The organism is Pseudomonas lurida (assembly GCF_002563895.1).
Classification (GTDB): domain Bacteria; phylum Pseudomonadota; class Gammaproteobacteria; order Pseudomonadales; family Pseudomonadaceae; genus Aquipseudomonas; species Aquipseudomonas lurida.
Genome location: NZ_PDJB01000001.1, coordinates 2991335 through 3009708 on the forward strand (window position 1 = coordinate 2991335; position 18374 = coordinate 3009708).

General features: G+C 60.5%; 14 protein-coding genes. 11 read left to right on the forward strand and 3 right to left on the reverse strand.

What is annotated here, in order from left to right; genetic code table 11:
• Positions 1-590 precede the first annotated feature (590 nt).
• The 3 genes from ATH90_RS13400 (at position 591) to pgm (ending at position 5170) form a co-directional block, all read left to right on the forward strand.
• Complete coding sequence (locus ATH90_RS13400) at positions 591-2018, forward strand: hypothetical protein (protein ID WP_098466480.1); 1428 nt, start codon at positions 591-593, stop codon at positions 2016-2018.
• The gene (locus ATH90_RS13405) at positions 2015-3418 is read left to right on the forward strand and encodes an aminotransferase-like domain-containing protein (RefSeq protein ID WP_098466481.1); all 1404 of its coding nucleotides are present in this window, start codon (positions 2015-2017) and stop codon (positions 3416-3418) included. Before ATH90_RS13400 ends, ATH90_RS13405 begins: the two co-directional genes overlap by 4 nt.
• A 108-nt stretch (positions 3419-3526) precedes the next feature.
• Positions 3527-5170 (forward strand): phosphoglucomutase (alpha-D-glucose-1,6-bisphosphate-dependent), encoded by a 1644-nt coding sequence (gene pgm / locus ATH90_RS13410; protein ID WP_069023853.1) that lies wholly within the window; start codon positions 3527-3529, stop codon positions 5168-5170.
• A 52-nt stretch (positions 5171-5222) separates the two neighbouring features.
• Here the strand turns inward: pgm and ATH90_RS13415 are convergent, their stop codons facing one another.
• On the reverse strand, positions 5223-5918 hold the full coding sequence (locus ATH90_RS13415; RefSeq protein WP_034105409.1) for a pirin family protein: 696 nt from the start codon (positions 5916-5918) through the stop codon (positions 5223-5225).
• Positions 5919-6136: 218 nt separating this feature from the next.
• Here ATH90_RS13415 and ATH90_RS13420 point away from each other — a divergent pair, with 218 nt between their 5' ends.
• A complete protein-coding gene (locus ATH90_RS13420; protein WP_098466482.1) occupies positions 6137-8584 on the forward strand; it encodes a UvrD-helicase domain-containing protein in 2448 nt (815 codons plus the stop codon).
• Between the two features lie 136 nt (positions 8585-8720).
• Here ATH90_RS13420 and ATH90_RS13425 read toward each other — a convergent pair whose 3' ends face one another.
• Positions 8721-8993 carry a DUF1652 domain-containing protein gene (locus tag ATH90_RS13425; RefSeq protein WP_034105405.1) on the reverse strand — a complete coding sequence of 91 codons (273 nt, stop codon included), beginning with the start codon at positions 8991-8993 and terminating at the stop codon, positions 8721-8723.
• 258 nt (positions 8994-9251) lie between these two features.
• Here ATH90_RS13425 and ATH90_RS13430 point away from each other — a divergent pair, with 258 nt between their 5' ends.
• The 4 genes from ATH90_RS13430 to ATH90_RS13445 are packed head-to-tail and all read left to right on the forward strand — an operon-like array spanning position 9252 to position 13026.
• A complete protein-coding gene (locus ATH90_RS13430; protein WP_098466483.1) occupies positions 9252-10061 on the forward strand; it encodes a helix-turn-helix transcriptional regulator in 810 nt (269 codons plus the stop codon).
• 49 nt (positions 10062-10110) lie between these two features.
• Positions 10111-11517 carry an NAD(P)/FAD-dependent oxidoreductase gene (locus tag ATH90_RS13435; protein ID WP_034105401.1) on the forward strand — a complete coding sequence of 469 codons (1407 nt, stop codon included), beginning with the start codon at positions 10111-10113 and terminating at the stop codon, positions 11515-11517.
• A gap of 27 nt (positions 11518-11544) precedes the next feature.
• Positions 11545-11886, forward strand: a complete 342-nt coding sequence (locus tag ATH90_RS13440; protein ID WP_016975816.1) for a cupin domain-containing protein — start codon at positions 11545-11547, stop codon at positions 11884-11886.
• Positions 11887-11946: 60 nt separating this feature from the next.
• The gene (locus tag ATH90_RS13445; protein ID WP_034105397.1) at positions 11947-13026 is read left to right on the forward strand and encodes a polyamine ABC transporter substrate-binding protein; all 1080 of its coding nucleotides are present in this window, start codon (positions 11947-11949) and stop codon (positions 13024-13026) included.
• Between the two features lie 86 nt (positions 13027-13112).
• Here the strand turns inward: ATH90_RS13445 and ATH90_RS13450 are convergent, their stop codons facing one another.
• A complete protein-coding gene (locus tag ATH90_RS13450; RefSeq protein WP_098466484.1) occupies positions 13113-13898 on the reverse strand; it encodes a helix-turn-helix transcriptional regulator in 786 nt (261 codons plus the stop codon).
• Positions 13899-14097: 199 nt separating this feature from the next.
• Here ATH90_RS13450 and ATH90_RS13455 point away from each other — a divergent pair, with 199 nt between their 5' ends.
• The 3 genes from ATH90_RS13455 to ATH90_RS13465 all read left to right on the forward strand — a co-directional run bounded on the left by ATH90_RS13455 (position 14098) and on the right by ATH90_RS13465 (position 18374).
• Positions 14098-15462, forward strand: a complete 1365-nt coding sequence (locus ATH90_RS13455) for an APC family permease (RefSeq protein ID WP_098466485.1) — start codon at positions 14098-14100, stop codon at positions 15460-15462.
• A 9-nt stretch (positions 15463-15471) separates the two neighbouring features.
• A complete protein-coding gene (locus ATH90_RS13460; protein WP_098466486.1) occupies positions 15472-16575 on the forward strand; it encodes a DmpA family aminopeptidase in 1104 nt (367 codons plus the stop codon).
• Positions 16576-16940: 365 nt separating this feature from the next.
• On the forward strand, positions 16941-18374 hold the full coding sequence (locus tag ATH90_RS13465) for a serralysin family metalloprotease (RefSeq protein ID WP_034105390.1): 1434 nt from the start codon (positions 16941-16943) through the stop codon (positions 18372-18374).

Below are 18374 nucleotides of genomic sequence, written 5' to 3' on the forward strand. Positions count from 1 at the left end.
CCTGAATCCTGACTTTCCCCCTGACGCCGCCCTGAATTCCAGTGCGGCGTCTTTGTGTGCGCGTCATTTAAAGGTTGGCCGTTATTCATCTGCACTGGTTTTCGGCGGGGTTCTGTATCTATTAATCATTATTCCAGCACTGATAATTGCAGCTTCACTTTCATCTCAAGGACTGAGCAATGATTGAATATCTGACATGCCTGTCACGGGCGACTGAAACTAACGTCGCACCGTATGCGTTGCCCCAGGGAAAAACGTGCGCTCCGCATAAGCCTCAACCCGATAAGTGGGAAAGTTGGTTGAATTGCGGGTCGGACGTTTCTTTAAATAGTTGGTTAAAAGTGCGTAAGAGTTTGTCGGAACGGTCCTAGGACTGCGGCTGTGTTTATTTATACCCAGTAAATTCGGTGGTTTGCGTGCTTGCAGGGCCAAGCCCTTGCCCGACTGCAGCCGTGTCGAAGTGTTGCGCGGTGCTAGTGTCTAGATGTTGGCGCACACGGCTGTGCGCGAATTTATTACAGACATGGCAGGCCGAACAAACACTGTCAGCAGTTGCTTGAAACTCATATTTCAACTCAGGTAGTAAAACGATGAGCACTATTCACGAACAGGCTATGAATTATGTTTACCAGCAAGTTCTGCAACGCTTGATCGGTTACTTTAATCGCGAAGAACGAACAGCACTCCAGTTATTGGTCCAGCGAATCGTTGTGGCGGCGGGAGGCATGGAGCAGGTCGGGGATTACAAGATACTGGTTGCCCACGGTGGTGGCGAAGTCAGCAGCTACACCCTGGCGCTGTTGCGTGCTGCGCAACTGACGATTGCTGGCCGGGCACCGCGCACCTTTCACTTGCGGGTTGCGACATTACGCTACGCGGGGATGACGGAGGGCCGGCTCAATAGCCTCAACCAGGGCTACGGCCGCCTGTTTCTCCACGATGATCCAAGGGTTGAGCTCCTGATGGTGGAAAACCAGGAGGTATTGCCCTTCAACGCCTTGCGACCGGCCTCTGCGCTTGGCCGGGAGGCCAGTCAACGCAACATGTTGATGGTGGGCCACCTGAGTGCCGGTGATTGCCGCGCGACGTTGTGCAGTGATACCTACCTGGCACTTGGCGATTTCTACCAGCGCGTCACCACTTGGAACGGCGGGGTGCATGCGCTGGTCAGCGGCGACTCGCCGCGCAAGCAAGGCCAGTTTCTGGCCTGGCTCAAGAACACGTCACAAGGCGCCGGGGTCGACGTGACGGACGCCTGGCCGTCCTCCCTCACAGGGTTGTTCGCGCGCATGGAGGAACTGAGCATGGGGTATTACCGTGAGGTGTACGGCGAACACTATGTTGCCCATGAAAACCCCAGCAAGACGGGTTACCGTCACTTGTCCTACATTGGCGTTGCCGATTTACTGGACGGCGTAGACCTCCCGTCCTCGCCCATGCTCACCGAGTTCATGGCCTTCGCCCCAGACCCACTGGGGTTTCACTTCAGCCATCCAGCCTATTCCAACCCGCTGCTGATGGCGCATCTGCGGGGGTTGCAAGCCCAATGCCTGCGAGACCTGGATTATGAAGAGGGCGTGCAGGGGTTTCTCCAGCAAGCGGCCCACTACCTCAGTCGCATGCGCATGCCTGAGGCGGTGCTCGCCGAAGCGGGTACCCGTGAAGGGCGCATCCAAGCGAGCACCTACGCCCAGCAGTTCTTTGGCCATGACGAGACGCAATTGATTTGCCTGTTGTTTTCGCCGTTTATCCACCATGGGGAGCGTCTGGAAGGCTATCTGCGCCACTGTCATCCAGGCATGCTGGTTGCCCTGCCTGAGCTGCACAAGGTCCTGCAGGGCAAGCCTTGCGCCGACATGCTGCAACAGTGGGTCACCGACACCAGCGGCTTGCCAATGCCTTTGCTACAGCACCTCTACCGCAAGCGTCCAGCGGTTATCGCCAGCGGCAAAGACCTGCACAGCAGCGATGCCCTGGCTTATGACAGCGTCCACGCCTGTCAATCGTCCGGTCGATGACACTGCGCGGCGAACGGCCGGCCGACTTCGCTTATCAGGCGGTTTACCGCTACATGATCAGCCTGATCAACGAAGTCAGCACTGATGCACGGGTGAAACTGCCTTCCCTGCGGCAATTGGCGGGGCGCCTTAAGGTATCGATCTCGACCGTACAGTACGCCTACTCGCTGCTGGAGAAGGAGGGCAGGGTCTATTCGGTGGCCAAATCGGGCTATTACGCCTGGCCCCTGTCGGCCAACCCGCTGGCGTGGGCCGGAGGCGATCTGCTCGATCGGCTCTACGCTGCGGCGCGCCGGCCGGGCATGGTGGTGCTCAGTGGTGATGAACCGGCGCTGCTGGCTTCGCTGGATGGCAGCCTTTTGCGCCTGGAGCGGGAGCTGGTACGCCACTACCCGCGCCAACTGCAGCCCTGGTCCCAGCCATGCGGTGTCTGGGAGCTGCGTGCCGTGCTGGCGGCGCGTTACACCTCGTCGCCCACGCGTTGCTGGCATGCCGATGACGTCTACATCGGCGCCGACCTGCGCGGTGTGCTGGACATCCTCATCGACGTACTGGGCCTGAGGGGGACCACGGTGGTTGTCGAATCGCCCTGCGACTGGCTGGTACTGCGCCTGTTCCAGGATGCTGGCGTGCGCGTTATCGAATTGCCCTGGACGCTGGAAGGTCGCCTGGACGTGACGACGCTTGACCGCTTGTTATGCGATGAACCTGTGCAGTTGGTGTTGCTGTCAGCACGGGTCAGCCTGCCGTCAGGGCTCGTCCTGTCGACCCCTGAGCGTCTGGCCGTCGCGCAGATGCTGGAACGCTACGGCTGTTGGTTGCTGGAAAACGACACCTTTGGTGAGCTGGGTTTCACAGAGCCCCAGACAGCCCTGCGCGAACTGGTCAACCCAGAGCGACTGATCGTGTTTTCTTCTTTCGAGAAAGTACTGGGTTCGGAAGCGCCCTATGGTTACCTGTTGTCTCGACGCATGAGCGGCGAATTGCAGCGCCAATTCCTGCTGCGGTCCTTTCGGCTGTCGTCGATCCGCCAGCGCGCCATTGCGCGCCTTTGTCAAAGCGGGCGAATCGACGTGCACTTGCGAGCGCTGCGCCTGCAATTGAGCCAGCAGGCACAGGACATGTGCCAGCGCCTGGACCTGCACCTGGGGGAACAAGTGGCCTACCGTCCGCCAACCGCCGGGGCGACGTTCTGGCTGGGCGCCACGCGGGCAGTCGACATGCGCCAGGTGTTCCAGCGCCTGCTCACCCAACAGGTGGTGATTGCGCCGGGTGAGCTGTTCAGTCTCAGCGGCTTGCACCAGCAACATTTGCGCTTGAGCCACACTTTTCATGGGCATCCCGACCTGGATGTTGCCTTGGCAGCCATCAGTGAAGCGCTGCGTCAGGCCCAGACGTGATGACTGCGTGAAGTTTCTCTTGCTGCTGTAGGATCTATAACGTCGCGCAGCAGTCGAACTCTCAGTAAACTGCCATTTTTTCCGAATCCTTCTTTCCGAGGTTTATGCATGACAATCAGTCCTTTTGCGGGCAAGCCGGCGCCAGCCCAGTTGCTGGTGGATATCCCGCGACTGGTCACGGCCTATTACACCGGCCAGCCTGATGCAGCAATCTCCACCCAGCGCGTCGCGTTTGGCACCTCCGGGCACCGTGGCAGCTCGTTCGAATTGAGCTTCAACGAATGGCATGTACTCGCCATCAGCCAGGCCATCTGCCTGTATCGCGAAGCCCAGGGTATCAATGGCCCGCTGTTTGTTGGCCTGGATACCCACGCGCTGTCGACGCCTGCCGGTGCAAGTGCCCTGGAAGTACTGGCCGCCAATGGCGTGCACGTGATGCTGGCGGAGGGCGACGAGTACACGCCGACTCCGGCCATTTCCCACGCCATTATCTGCTACAACCGTGGTCGCACCAGCGGCCTGGCCGACGGCATCGTCATCACGCCGTCGCACAATCCGCCGCAGAGTGGCGGCTACAAGTACAACCCGCCCAATGGTGGGCCAGCCGATACCCACGTCACCAAGTGGATTGAAGCCAAGGCCAACGAACTGCTGGCCAACAAACTGGCCGGGGTCAAGCGGATCACCCACGCGCAGGCGCTCAAGGCCGACACCACCCATCGCCATGACTACCTCAACAGCTATGTGGCTGACCTGGTCAACGTGATTGACATGGACGCTATCCGTAGCGCCGACCTGCGCCTGGGCGTAGACCCGTTGGGCGGAGCAGGGGTGCGCTACTGGTCGGCGATTGCCGAGCACTATCGCCTGAACCTGGACGTGGTGAACACCGAAGTCGACGCGACCTTCCGCTTCATGAGCGTCGACTGGGACGGCCAGATCCGCATGGACCCGTCCTCCAGCTACGCCATGCAAGGCCTGATCGGGCTGAAGGAACGCTTTGACGTAGCGTTCGCCTGCGACCCGGACCACGATCGCCACGGCATCGTCACCCCATCCGGTGGCCTGCTGGCACCAAACAACTACCTGGCGGTGTCCATCGACTATCTGTTCCAGAACCGTCCAGACTGGCGCGCTGACGCGGCCGTGGGCAAGACCGTGGTCAGCAGCGGCCTGATCGACCGCGTTGCCGCACGCATTGGCCGTCGCCTCTACGAAGTGCCAGTTGGCTTCAAGTGGTTTGCCGATGGCCTGTTCGAAGGTTCATTGGGTTTTGGTGGTGAAGAAAGCGCCGGCGCCTCGTTCCTGCGCAAGGACGGTACGGTGTGGAGCACTGACAAGGATGGCCTGATCCCTGCCTTGCTGGCGGCGGAAATGACCTCGCGCAAAGGCCAGGACCCCAGTCAGATCTACCGCGGTCTCACTGATGCCCTGGGCGAGCCGTTCGCGATCCGTGTGGACGCCAAGGCCACTCCGGCACAGAAAGCCTTGCTGGGCAAACTGTCGCCAGACCAGGTGACGTCCACTGAGCTGGCCGGGGAGCGCATTCAACAAATCCTCAGTCACGCGCCGGGCAACAACCAGGCGATCGGCGGCTTGAAAGTGATGACCGAAAATGGCTGGTTCGCCGCACGGCCGTCGGGCACCGAGGATATCTACAAGATCTACGCCGAGAGTTTTATCGGTGAGGATCACCTCAAGCAACTCGTGGAAGAGGCGCAGGTGCTGGTAGACGGCGCGATCTCCGAGTAACGGCGCAATACGCCAGTGGGAGGGGGCATGCTCCTCCCACCGGTGCTTGAAATCAGGCCAAATCGACCAGGACAATCTCGCTGTCCTCAATGGCCGTCACCCGCAACACCTGCTCCTCCTCGATTGCCACGCCGTCTCGGGCGTGTGCGCGCAAGCCATTGACTTCAATCACCCCAGTGGCCGGCACCAGGTACGCACGGCGTCCGTTGTCCAAGCGGTATTCCGCGCTTTCCCCGGCTTTCAGGTTCGCGGCCACCAGGCGTGCATCCGCACGGATGCGCAGGCTCTCGCTGTCCCCGGCCTTGCCACTGGCCAGTGTCACAAAGCCTTCGCGATCGCCTTTCGGGAACGGCTTGGCGCCCCAGGACGGTGGCAGACCCGCTTCGTTCGGGATAATCCAGATCTGGAAAATCTTGGTGGGCGTGCCTTCCAGGTTGTACTCGCTGTGGGCGATCCCGGTGCCTGCGCTCATGACCTGCACATCACCGGCCTCGGTACGGCCTTTGTTGCCGAGGTTGTCGGCATGACTGATCGCACCTTCACGCACGTAGGTGATGATTTCCATATCACGGTGCGGGTGCTGGGGAAATCCGGTGCCCGGCGCAATGATGTCATCGTTCCAGACCCGCAAGTTACCCCAGTGCATGCGCTTGGGGTCATGGTATTCGGCAAATGAGAAGTGGTGATGAGCGTCAAGCCAGCCATGATGGGCGCCGCCCAGGGAAGTGAAAGGTCGAAGTTCTAGCATGATCGTCTCCTGTGGATGGTGCTTATGATCCAGCAGGTCATGATCGATAAAAAGCCTGAAAAGTGCCTGATTCCTATCAGTCGATTAGATTGGTTAGTGGCGTTTTGACTTTCAGTTCAGCGCCTAACTGCATGACAGCAAAGCAATTGGCTGGAACTGAACGTCGATTCCGGCGACCATGGTGCCCTTGTAAGAACCCGCCCATCGCAGGAGTCCGCGTGTCGCAACAAAAGCCTGATCTTCCCCCCGAACTGCGCCCCCTGGCTGACATGCCGTTATTGAAGCGCCTCGCTGCGCGTCTGTTTGGCCATGGCCTGACCCGCCTGCGCGCCCAGCACCGGTTTTCCTGGTTGCACGGGCAGGCTGATGGTTTCCGCAGCGGGCACGAGGCGGGCGTGGAATACGGCTATCGCGAGGGCAAGGCCGATGGCCTTGAGGAAGGCCGCCAGGTGTTGCTGATTCGTGACTATCGCCCGGATGAGCATCGTGCACCGGGGGTGGATGACAGCCTGTTCGATGATTGGCGCCTGCCGCTCACCGCCGACTTGAAGAAGCGCATCAAGGCGGACGTTGCGCGTTTGCTGCCGGCCCACGCCCAGCCCAGCGCGGCGCAGTGGAAGATGATCTTCAGCGATACGCCTTCTACCTCAGTGATCGCGGGGGCCGGGGCGGGCAAATCCACATCGTTGGTGTTGCGTATCTTGTTGCTCACCCATTACCTGGGCTTCGAGCTCAGCTCGATGACGGTGGTGACCTTCACCCGCGAGTCGCGCAAAGACTTCATCAACAAGCTCATGGAAATTCTCAGCCTGTGGGGCCAACCCCTTGGCATGAAAGAAGCACAGGCCGTGGTGCGTACCTTTCACTCGCGCATCCTGCCCATGGTTCGCAGCCTGCCAGGCTTTGAGCGCCTGCAAGCGTTCGAGAACCTGAATGCGGGCTTTGAAGACGCTGACAGCAACCCCTTCGACTTGCGTATCAACGATGCCCAGCGCCAGCAGATGAATGCCTGTTATCACCGGTTGCACGGGCAGCACCCACGCTTTCGTGAGTTGATTGCGCCGCTGGCACGCCATGGCCTGCAGCTCAAGGAACTGGAGCGTGATCACCCCGAGGTGCAAAAACGCGTCGCCGTGACTGAGCTGGCGGCCAAGCGCGATGAAGAACTCTGCGATGTGATCGAGGACCTGTGGTTCCGGGCCGGCGCCTGGCCGATCAAGGGCATTGAGCCCAGTCGCCAGGCATTGGAGATCAACGGCGCGCAGTTTCACTGTCATGGCTATATACCCGAGCTGGACGCCTGGGTGGTGCTGGGCTTCGATTCGCGGGAAAACGCCCAGATCAGCCGGCCCAACGCGAAACTGTCGGTGCGTGCGGAATGGGCGGTAAAGCGCACGTTGTTTCAAGCTTTCTGCCGTAAGCCATTGATATGGCTTGATAGTTACGATTCTTCGAAGCGGCTTTTAAGCAGTTTGGCGGGTGATGCCGCGGCCGGGCCGGGCTTTGATTATAAGGTCAAGGGCGAGTTGGCCTCGGCGCCGTTGCTGGACAGCTTCGTGATGGCCGCCGGGTTTATCGAAAACCTCGGGCTGGACGTGCCCACCGCGGTTGGGCAGATGAGCTTTGCCAAGGATGACCCGGACCGTTTCTTCTTCGAAGCCCTGAGCATCTTCTGGAAAGCCCTGGAAGATCACCTGCTGGACCAGTCGCCACCGATCATGACCTACAACCGCATGTTCTCGCTGTTCGGCGAAAACACCCCGGAAAATCTCAAGCTGCTCAGTGATCCGTTGTTGCGGCCGCTTTCGCACTTGATGATCGATGAATTCCAGGACGTTTCACCGCAAATCGTCTCGTGGATCCGCGCCAGCCTGCGCGAGATCCGCAGCCGTGGCCCGGCGATGCATGTCGGGCGCGGTGCACAGCACTCATCGCTGTTGTGCGTGGGGGATGACTGGCAATCCATCTATGGCTGGCGCGGGAGTTCGCCCAAGTACTTCATGGAGTTCAACAAGGAATTCCCGTCACCTGCCACCACGCGCGTAATGCTGGGTGAGAACTACCGCAGCCACCAGCACATCATCGATGCCGCCGAGCACATCGTGCGTGCGGCGCCGGCGATTCCAGGCAAGAAGGCCAAGGCCAGTGGCACGCATAAGGATTTGGTGCCCGTCAAAGTCCTGGAGCGCGACGACGCAGCGTTGGGGCGGCAACTGCTGGAGCATTATCAACGCGGTGAATCGGTGTTGATGTTGTATCGAAAAAGCAGCGATAAGTTATTGATTCAAGAGAATATTCGCTCGGTAGTTAATGTAGACTCTAACTTGCCGCCCCAGGCGCGCAGGTTGAAGCAACTGACCTATCACAGTGCCAAGGGGCTGCAAGCCGACGCAGTGTTCCTGCTTGGGGATTGCCAGCACGTGACCCGCTCTCCCTACAAGAACCAGGTGTATCGCATGGCAGGCCTGGGTAAGGATGGCGACAGCGAGCCTTACGATAATGCGCAAAAGGACGAAGTGCTGCGCCTGGCCTACGTGGGCATTACCCGCGCAGTGAGCCATTGCTACTGGTATGTGGAAAAGCCCGAAGGCCAGGCGGTGAATGTGCCGAAGGCGTCGGAGCGGGTCGATGGCAGGAAAGCCTTCTTTGACGACCAGCGCAACTGATGGGGCGCCGGAACTGATGTGGGAGCGGCCTTGCTCGCGACTACCAGGGTTCAGCCCCACATGTGCTGGCTGAAACTACGCATTCGCGAGGGAGCCCGCTCCCACCTTTTCACTCTGTTTCCATGGAGAAGTTGAGTCAGGCCCGCAAGGAAAGCGGCGGTACGAACGACTCCAACTCATCCTCCACCGCCTCGATAATCCGCTCCACATCGGCTGCATTCATCACGGTAGCGCAGGGGATGCCGGCGATAGCTATCAGTGTCTCGCCGCTGGCGCGGTCGAACAGGCGCGCGATCATACTGCCAGGGGCGTCCATGCTGCCCTCGAAGCCCATCGGATGAAAATGCCAGCGCATCAGCTGGCAGGCGTTGGGGAACGTCACTTTGTTCATGTTGCCCACCTTGGTCATTGAGCGCTTCCTTTAGCTCGCGGTAGGGGGGCCATGACCTTCACTGGTCGTGGCGTCTGAGAGCTTAAAAGTAGCATTCGTTCGCAACCCCAAGGTGAATTTTTTGGTTCCGTTCGGCGGTTGTCTTCACTTAAGTTGACGTGGGTCATCTCTTACCCGGATTCAGGCAAAAGGCCATTAGTCAGAAGGTCCATTTGGCCATTGAAGACCTTGGCAAAATTCGGCAATCTCCAAGGTTTACCCGCCCCAGAGCCATTCATGCCCGACATCGCCCCCGCCGATGATGCCCAGCAATCCCAGGCCACACGCGAGCTGGTACTGCGCCACCACCTGTGCTGGCGCCACCGGGACCTGGAGGGCGTGATGTCCTACTACCATCCGGACATCCAGTACCACGACTTTTTCCAGAACCGTGTCATTGGGTTCGCCGACTTGCGTGACTACCTGCAAGCCAGCATGCCGCGCGAGGCCGACGAGGCGATCGAGCACAGCGACCGTATCCGCGCCGATGGCAATACCGCATTCATCCAGTACCGCATCACCTTGCGTGGCGGCCAGGGCCTGGTGTCGTTCCGCACCAGCGAGGCCATCACGGTACGCGACGGGTTGATCTGGCGCGTCAACGAATACGCCTCCCTAGTGCATGAACAACCCGCCCAGGCCGCGCGGCCTTCGGTCAGCCGCCTGGGCGTGTCGCCCCAGCAATTGGGGCACATGGCCAATGACCTGCAGCAGTATTTCGAATGCAAGCAACCTTACCTGGACCCGGAGCTGGACCTGCAACGGGTTTCCAAGGAATGTGGCTACAGCCGCAACCAGATTTCCTACCTGCTCAACCAGGTACTGGGCCAGAGCTTCTATCGCTATGTGAACCAGGCACGGCTCCAGCATTTGTTGGCCGCCCTGGATAAGGCCGTGCCGCCGTTAAAGATCGACGACCTGGCGTTTGCCGCAGGTTTCAACTCGTTGTCGGCGTTCTACAGCGCGTTCCGCCAGCACACGGGCCAGTCGCCCAAGGCCTATGTCAAACAAATTTCCCTGCGTGCACGCGCGCAAGACAACCCATGACGGCGCGCCCTAGGATCGACCCTATCGAAACGAGGTGGGGGAACCTGGCATGCCGGCATGGCGCACCATCAGTTTATGGATGGACCAGTTGGACGACCCGCTGCACGCGCGGCCGGCCCTGGAGCATGACCTGGACGTCAACGTGGCCATTATCGGCGCCGGTTACACCGGGCTGTGGACCGCTTACTACCTGAAACGCCAAGCCCCCGAGCTGAAGATCGCGATCATCGAAGCGCAAACCGCCGGCTTTGGCGCGTCGGGTCGCAACGGCGGCTGGCTGATGGGCAACCTGCTGGGTGAGGACCGCTTGCTCGCCGGCCTGGCCCCCGAGCAGCGCCGCGCCTCCTTTGACCTGCTGCACGCCATCCCTGACGAAGTCGCCCAGGTGCTGGCGCGTGAAGGCATCGACTGCGACTACCGCAAGGGTGGCGCCTTGTACTGCGCGGCGCGCTACCCCGAGCAGGAGGGCAGCCTGCGCCGCTACCTCGACAAACTCTACGCCCAGGGCCTGACCGAAGCCGACTACCGTTGGCTTGGCCCGCAGCAATTGGCCGAGCAGATCCGCATCGCCAGGCCCTATGGCGGCATTTATGCGCCGCACGTTGCAACCATCCACCCAGCCAAGCTGGTGCGTGGCCTAGCGCGGGTGGTGGAGCGCATGGGCGTGGCAATCTACGAAAACAGCCCGGTTACCCACTGGCAATCCGGTAGCCTGCGCACTGCCAAGGCCAGCGTCCGGGCAGCCTGGGTGGTGCCGGCAGTGGAGGGCTACGCCAATACCTTGCCACTGCTGGGCCGCTACCAATTGCCGGTGCAGAGCCTGATCGTCGCCACCGAGCCGTTGCCGGCCAGCACCTGGGACGACATCGGCCTGAGCCATGGCCAAGCCTTTGGTGAAAGCAGCCGCCAGGTCACTTACGGGCAGCGTACGGCGGATAACCGACTGGTGTTCGGTGCGCGCGGCGGTTACCAGTTTGCCGGCAAGCTGCGCCATGACTTCGATTTGACCGACAGCGAAGTGGAGCTGCGTCGCTACCTGTTCGGTGAGCTTTTCCCACAGCTAAAGAGCGTGAGGATTACCCATTCCTGGGGCGGCAACCTCGGCATGTCGCGCAATTTCCGCCCGCACATGCTCTGCGATCACAAGACTGGCATCGCGCTGTCCGGGGGATACGGCGGGGAGGGCGTCGGCGCGACCAACTTGGGCGGCCGCACCCTGGCCGACCTGATCCTGGGCCGCGACACGCCGTTGACCCATCAACCCTGGGTGATCCGCGAACGCGGCCTGGACGCGCTCAAGCCCTGGGAGCCCGAACCCTGCCGCTGGCTGGGCTACAACGCGATCATTCGCAGTTTCGTCCATGAAGACCAGGTGTTGGCCAACCCCAACACCGCCCCTTGGCGCCGCAAGCTGGCGACCGGCGTGGCCGGGTTCATGGAAGGTTTCATGCACTAAGACGTTTCACTCACACGGGAAAATCCCATGAGCATCACGCAATTCAAAGACACGCTGAACGCTCACCTACCTGACTCGTCGCCCGTTGCTGTGCCGCTGGGCGAGCCCATTGCCGTGGCCTCGACCCTGAGCGTCGAGCGCAACGATGGCGTCGAAACCGGCATCTGGGAATGCACCCCAGGCGTTTGGCGTCGACAGATCAAATCCCAGGAGTTCTGCCACTTCATTCAGGGCCGCTGCACCTTCACCCCTGACAACGGAGAAATCGTCCACATACAAGCCGGTGATGCACTGATGTTGCCGGCCAACAGCACCGGCATCTGGGACATCCAGGAAACCGTGCGCAAGACCTACGTATTGATCCTGTAACGCTTTGATCCTTGATCGCCTGCCATAAAAACAGCCCTAAAACCGCCAGGAAATCGAACCATGAAAGCCATTGCCCTGTTGCCCTTGATGTTGGTGGCCTCTATCGGCCAGGCCGCCGAGACGGTGAAAATCTACAACTGGTCGGACTACATCGCGCCTGACACCACCAAGAACTTCCAGAAAGAAACCGGCATCGGTTTCACCTACGACGTGTACGACAGCAATGAAACCCTCGACGGCAAGTTGATGACCGGTAAATCCGGCTACGACGTGGTGTTCCCGTCCAACCATTTCATGGCCCGGCAGATCCAGGGCGGCGCGTTGAAGAAGCTCGACAAGAGCCAGTTGCCCAACTGGAAGAACCTCAACCCGGTGTTGCTCAAGGCCCTGGAAAACAATGACCCGGGCAATGCCCATGGCTTTCCGTACCTGTGGGGCAGCACCGGCATCGGCTACAACATCGACAAGGTCAAGGCGGTACTGGGCGACAACGCACCGGTCGACTCCTGGGACCTGATCTTCAAGCCGGAAAACATGGCCAAGCTGCAGAAATGCGGGGTGGCGATTCTGGATAATGGTCCGGAGCTGCTGCCCGCTGCGCTCAACTACCTGGGCTTGCCGCACCACAGCAAGAAGCCCGAGGACTACAAGAAAGCGCAAGACCTGATGATGAAGGTGCGGCCTTATGTGGCGTACTTCCATTCCTCGAAGTACACCGCGGACCTGGCCAACGGCGATATCTGCGTGGCAGTCGGTTTCTCTGGCGACATCCTGCAGGCTGAAAGCCGTGCCAAGGAGGCCAAGAACGGCGTGAACATCGGCTACAACATTCCCAAGGAAGGCGCTGCGATCTGGTTCGACATGGTCGCCATGCCCGCCGATGCCCCCAACGAAAAAGCCGGCTACGCGTTCATGAATTACCTGTTGAGCCCGCAAGTGATGGCCAGCATCACCAACTACGTGCACTACGCCAACGGTAACGAAGCCGCCGACAGCCTGGTGGACCCTGCGATCAAGGCCGACACCAAGATCTACCCGAGCCCCGAGATGATGGGCAAGCTGTTCGCACTCGAAGCGATGCCGCTGAACGTCGACCGGGTGCGCACGCGGGTGTGGAACACCATCCGGACCGGGCGCTGAGGTCAACGCAGGCACGGTAGGAGCCCGGCTTGCCGGCGATGGCCATCTCACCGGCGCCATCGCCGGCAGGCCGGGCTTCTAGAGGGTCAAGGATGCTCCAGGTCATGCCCCAACGACTGGATAAACAACGAAAACAGCTCCGGTTGTGACGAGATATCCAGCTTCGCGTACAAATGCCGACGGTGCACTTTCACCGTGTCCGGCGAAATGTTCAGGCGTTCGGCCATGGCCTTGGATGAGAACCCGCGCAGCACCAGGCGGGCGATTTCCAGCTCGCGGTCCGAGAGCACGCCGCAGCCGAACTGACTCAGGGCATCCCTGATCTGGCTGTCCATCGCCGGCGCACGCCGGGTGCTTTGCTGCCAGTGCTGCTGCATCAGGGGCAATACCCAGGCCGACATGGTCGTCATCAATCCCGTCTCCTCGAGGCTGAAGCGCCGCTGCATGCCCAATGACAGCGACAAGGTCCCCGCGCCGGGCAATTGCAGAATGAATTGCACCTCGTCTTCCAGCACGTTGTCGTGGAAGTAGCTGAGGAAGTACTCACTCTGGCGAAAATGGTCCGGGGCCACTTCCTCCAGGCGGTACACACCGCTGGCATACCCCTCGCGGCAGGCTTGGTAAAACGGGTCGAGCAAATACAACCCATTGAGGTACGCCAGCATCGACGCCGGCTTGCTGCTGGGCTGGGCGTCGTATTCTTCCAGGGCCTGGGGCGCGCCTTCCAAGGGGTAGTAGATCGCCAGGGCGTTATCGAAGGGCAGGCACTGGTGCAGCAACAGCACGAGCTGTTTCCAGAAACGCTCGGTACCGATGTACGTGACGGTGCGGCCCAGGCCGGCGTGCATCCCGACCTCCCGAAACAGGCTCATGTGTCAGGCTCCCGCCAACAAAAGATTGGCCAAGGGTTCGGCTTTTGCCCGGTGGCGTCAAGGGGAGTACGCCAATAGGGGAATTGGCTGACATAAACCCAATGTTTATCTTCGTCATCATTCAGCGGGAAACATATCCCGTGCCTCTCAGACTTTTCGTTTCTGCCTCACACCAAGAACAACGACAGAGGATAACGATATGAGCACTTCCCCTGCGCCCAACGGCGTGCTGAAACCCACCCTGAGCGTCTTCGATGTGGTGGCTATTACCGTGTCGGCGGTGACACCGGCCAGTTCCGTGTTCGTGATTGCGCCGTTTGCCATCCAGCAGGCCGGCAGCGGCGTGTTCCTGGCGTTTGTAATGGCCGGTTTGCTCGCGCTGATGTTTGCCTTTTGCTACGCCGAACTGGGGCGTGCCCACAACAGCGCCGGCGGAGAGTATGTGTATGCCAAGCGAGTGTTCGGTGGCATGGCGGGCTATGCGACGTTCCTGACGGTGCTGGTCATGTTGCTGTTTATCCCGCCGGTACTGGCGACGGGCGCGGCGACCTACCTCAATAACGCCCTCGGCACGACGTTCGACGCCCAGACCGTCGCACTGGTGATCGTGGTGTGCAGTTACGCGCTGGGCATCCTCAATATCAAACTCAACGCCTGGATCACCGGCACCTGCCTGCTGCTGGAAGTGGCGGCATTGCTGGTGATCGTGGTGATCGGCTTCGGCAACCCGGTGCAGCCGGCCAGCGTGCTGTTCCAGCCGCAAATCGTCGAAAACGGCGTGCTGCATCTCGCACCCTGGGCACTGGTGATCGGCGCGGTGGGGGTCGGCCTGTTTTCCTACAACGGCTATGGCCCGGCGGTTTTGCTGGCTGAAGACATGAAATGCGGCGGCAAGGGCGTGCACAAGGCAGTGCTGTGGTCCCTGGGCCTGGTGGTGATCATCGAACTGGTGCCGATTACCGCGCTGTTGATCGGCGCGCCCTCCCTGAGTGCGATGATCAGCAGCCCGGACCCTATCGGTTACCTGTTGAGCAGCCACGGCAATGAAACGTTGTCGCGGCTGGTCAGCGCCGGGATCTTCCTGTCGGTGTTCAACGCGATTGTGGCCATCGTGATCCAGATCGGCCGCGTGGTATTCAGCAGTGGGCGCGATGCGCTGTGGACACCGAGCATCAACCAGCTGTTCACCCGCATTCATCCGCGCTGGGATTCGCCGTGGTTGGCTACGCTGTTCCTGGCGATTCCTTCGGCGCTGCTGAGTTTCAGTTCCAACCTGGCCGACCTCACCTCGTTCAGCGTGCTGCTGATCATGCTGGTGTACCTGGTGGTGGCCTTGAGCGCGTTGATGAGCCGAGTGTTGCTGCGCGATCGCGAGCATCCCTATCGCATGCCGTTGTGGCCACTGCCGGCATTGCTCGCGGTACTGGGCGCCGGCTATCTGTTGGTGACCCTGGTGGCCGCCGCCTCGGTGCGGGACATCATGGTCATCATCGGCCTGCTGGCCCTGTCGGTGATTCTGTATTGCATCAGTGGCCGGTCGAGTCCGGTCTTCCAGAAATTGTAAGGAGTGGTTATGCGCGCACGTCAATTGGGCATCACATTGGGGCTGGGCACACCCGGTGAATGGAACGCCATCACCGATGTGCCCGGCGTTCGGGTCGGTCACAGTACGCTCAAGACGCAGCATGAGGGCAAGCACGTGCGCACCGGTGTCAGTGTGATCCAGCCACGTGCCGGGGAAGCCCGCCAGCAACCGTGCTTTGCCGGGTACCACGTGCTCAATGGCAACGGGGACGCCACCGGTCTTGAATGGATCAACGAGGCGGGGTTGCTGACCACGCCGCTGGCCATCACCAACACCCACAGCATCGGTGTGGTGCGCGACAGCCTGATCGCGCTGGAGCGCGAGCGTCTGGCAGACCCCGCCGTGTACTGGTGCATGCCGGTGGTGATGGAAACCTATGACGGCCTGCTCAATGATATCTGGGGCCAGCATGTCGGCCCGGAACATGTGCGCGAAGCCGTGGGCAACGCCGAAACCGGCCCGGTGCAGGAAGGCGCTGTGGGCGGTGGTACTGGCATGATCTGCCATGAGTTCAAGGGCGGCATCGGCACGGCCTCGCGGCGCTTGCCAGCGGAGCAGGGCGGGTGGACCGTCGGCGTGCTGGTGCAGGCCAACCACGGCAAGCGCCAGGAACTGCGGGTGGATGGCTACCCGGTGGGGCGCCACTTGATGGAGATCCCGTCGCCGTTTGCCGAGCAAGGCACGCCGGGCATGGGCTCGATCGTGGTGATCCTCGCCACCGACGCGCCGCTGTTGCCACACCAATGCCAGCGGCTGGCGCAACGCGCATCGATCGGCATCGCCCGTACCGGCGGCGGTACCGAGGACTCCAGCGGTGATCTGTTCCTGGCTTTTGCCACCGGCAACCAGGATTTGCCGCCCGCAGACTACGGGCGCAAGCATCTACCCTTCAGCACTGCATTGCAGATGGTCAACAACGACCACATCTCGCCGCTATTCAGTGCCGCGGCGGAGGCGGTGGAAGAGGCAATCATCAATGCGATCCTGGCGGGGGAGGACATGCTCACCGATCAAGGTGTTCTGGTGCCCGGCCTCACGGGTGACACGTTATTGTCGGCATTAAGCGAGGCGGGTTGGCATGTGTCCCGGTAATAGGGGCCAGCCGAACTTATTATTACAAGTAATGGCTGTTTAATGTTGCCAATGACACCCTGTCAATATAATGGATCCAATAACTAACGGCGCCGAACACATGCACAAACGTTAGGACTATTTAATATTTAAATAACGGGGCGGTTTTTTTGTCGGACAAACACGGCGCTGCCCAACAAACATTGATTGATACTTCCTTGAGTTGAGTGTTCGGGGAGTTTTAGTGCAGGAAAAGATGTAGACGAAAGATTTCAAGTTGTGTCAGTTTTCTTACGCCTTCAAAAGAGGCGAGTGATAGGACGATCTCGCCCGCGGGGTTCCTATCGATCAAAGACTGATGCACTTGCAAACAAGGAAGTACGTTTATGTCAAAAGTAAAAGACAAGGCTATCGTGTCGGCGGCGCAAGCCAGCACCGCTTACTCGCAAATCGATAGCTTCAGCCATCTGTATGACCGTGGCGGCAACCTCACGATCAATGGCAAACCCTCCTATACCGTTGACCAGGCGGCCACCCAGCTGCTGCGCGACGGCGCCGCGTACCGGGACTTTGACGGTAACGGCAAGATCGACCTGACCTACACCTTCCTGACTTCGGCCTCCTCGAGCACCATGAACAAACATGGCATCGCGGGCTTCAGCCAGTTCAACGCACAGCAAAAAGCACAGGCCGTACTGGCCATGCAATCCTGGGCGGACGTGGCCAACGTCACCTTCACCGAGAAAGCCAGCGGCGGTGACGGCCACATGACGTTCGGCAACTACAGCAGCGGCCAGGACGGCGCGGCAGCCTTCGCCTACCTGCCCGGCACCGGCGCAGGCTACGACGGCACCTCGTGGTACCTGACCAACAACAGCTACACGCCGAACAAGACCCCGGACCTGAACAACTACGGCCGGCAGACCCTGACCCACGAAATCGGCCATACCCTGGGCCTGGCTCACCCTGGCGACTACAACGCCGGGAATGGCAACCCGACCTACAACGACGCGACCTATGGACAGGACACGCGCGGCTACAGCCTGATGAGCTACTGGAGCGAGAGCAACACCAACCAGAACTTCAGTAAAGGCGGAGTCGAGGCCTACGCGTCCGGCCCGCTGATCGACGATATTGCGGCGATCCAGAAGCTCTACGGTGCCAACTACAACACCCGCGCCGGCGACACCACCTACGGGTTCAACTCCAACACCGGGCGTGATTTCCTCAGTGCCACATCCAATGCCGACAAGCTGGTGTTCTCGGTATGGGACGGTGGTGGCAACGACACCCTGGACTTCTCCGGCTTCACCCAGAACCAGAAGATCAACCTCAATGAAGCGTCGTTCTCCGACGTGGGCGGCCTGGTGGGCAACGTGTCCATCGCCAAGGGCGTGACCATCGAGAACGCCTTCGGCGGCGCGGGCAATGACTTGATCATTGGTAACAACGCGGCCAACGTCATCAAGGGCGGGGCCGGCAACGACCTCATCTACGGCGGCGGCGGAGCGGACCAACTGTGGGGCGGCGCGGGCAGTGACACCTTTGTGTTCGGTGCCAGTTCCGACTCCAAGCCTGGGGCGGCGGACAAGATCTTTGACTTTACCTCGGGTTCGGACAAGATCGACCTGTCGGGCATTACCAAAGGCGCAGGCCTGACCTTCGTCAATGCCTTCACCGGGCATGCCGGCGATGCTGTACTGACCTATGCCGCAGGTACCAACCTGGGCACCCTGGCAGTGGACTTCTCCGGTCACGGCGTGGCGGATTTCCTCGTCACCACCGTCGGCCAGGCTGCGGTCAGCGACATCGTGGCGTAA

Excerpts from the sequence above, each read along its gene's own strand:
- ATH90_RS13400 (WP_098466480.1), top strand. The coding sequence starts at position 591 with ATGAGCACTATTCACGAACAGGCTATGAATTATGTTTACCAGCAAGTT.
- ATH90_RS13405 (WP_098466481.1), top strand. The coding sequence starts at position 2,015 with ATGACACTGCGCGGCGAACGGCCGGCCGACTTCGCTTATCAGGCGGTT.
- pgm (WP_069023853.1), top strand. The coding sequence starts at position 3,527 with ATGACAATCAGTCCTTTTGCGGGCAAGCCGGCGCCAGCCCAGTTGCTG.
- ATH90_RS13415 (WP_034105409.1), bottom strand. The coding sequence starts at position 5,918 with ATGCTAGAACTTCGACCTTTCACTTCCCTGGGCGGCGCCCATCATGGC.
- ATH90_RS13425 (WP_034105405.1), bottom strand. The coding sequence starts at position 8,993 with ATGACCAAGGTGGGCAACATGAACAAAGTGACGTTCCCCAACGCCTGC.
- ATH90_RS13430 (WP_098466483.1), top strand. The coding sequence starts at position 9,252 with ATGCCCGACATCGCCCCCGCCGATGATGCCCAGCAATCCCAGGCCACA.
- ATH90_RS13435 (WP_034105401.1), top strand. The coding sequence starts at position 10,111 with ATGCCGGCATGGCGCACCATCAGTTTATGGATGGACCAGTTGGACGAC.
- ATH90_RS13440 (WP_016975816.1), top strand. The coding sequence starts at position 11,545 with ATGAGCATCACGCAATTCAAAGACACGCTGAACGCTCACCTACCTGAC.
- ATH90_RS13445 (WP_034105397.1), top strand. The coding sequence starts at position 11,947 with ATGAAAGCCATTGCCCTGTTGCCCTTGATGTTGGTGGCCTCTATCGGC.
- ATH90_RS13450 (WP_098466484.1), bottom strand. The coding sequence starts at position 13,898 with ATGAGCCTGTTTCGGGAGGTCGGGATGCACGCCGGCCTGGGCCGCACC.
- ATH90_RS13455 (WP_098466485.1), top strand. The coding sequence starts at position 14,098 with ATGAGCACTTCCCCTGCGCCCAACGGCGTGCTGAAACCCACCCTGAGC.
- ATH90_RS13460 (WP_098466486.1), top strand. The coding sequence starts at position 15,472 with ATGCGCGCACGTCAATTGGGCATCACATTGGGGCTGGGCACACCCGGT.
- ATH90_RS13465 (WP_034105390.1), top strand. The coding sequence starts at position 16,941 with ATGTCAAAAGTAAAAGACAAGGCTATCGTGTCGGCGGCGCAAGCCAGC.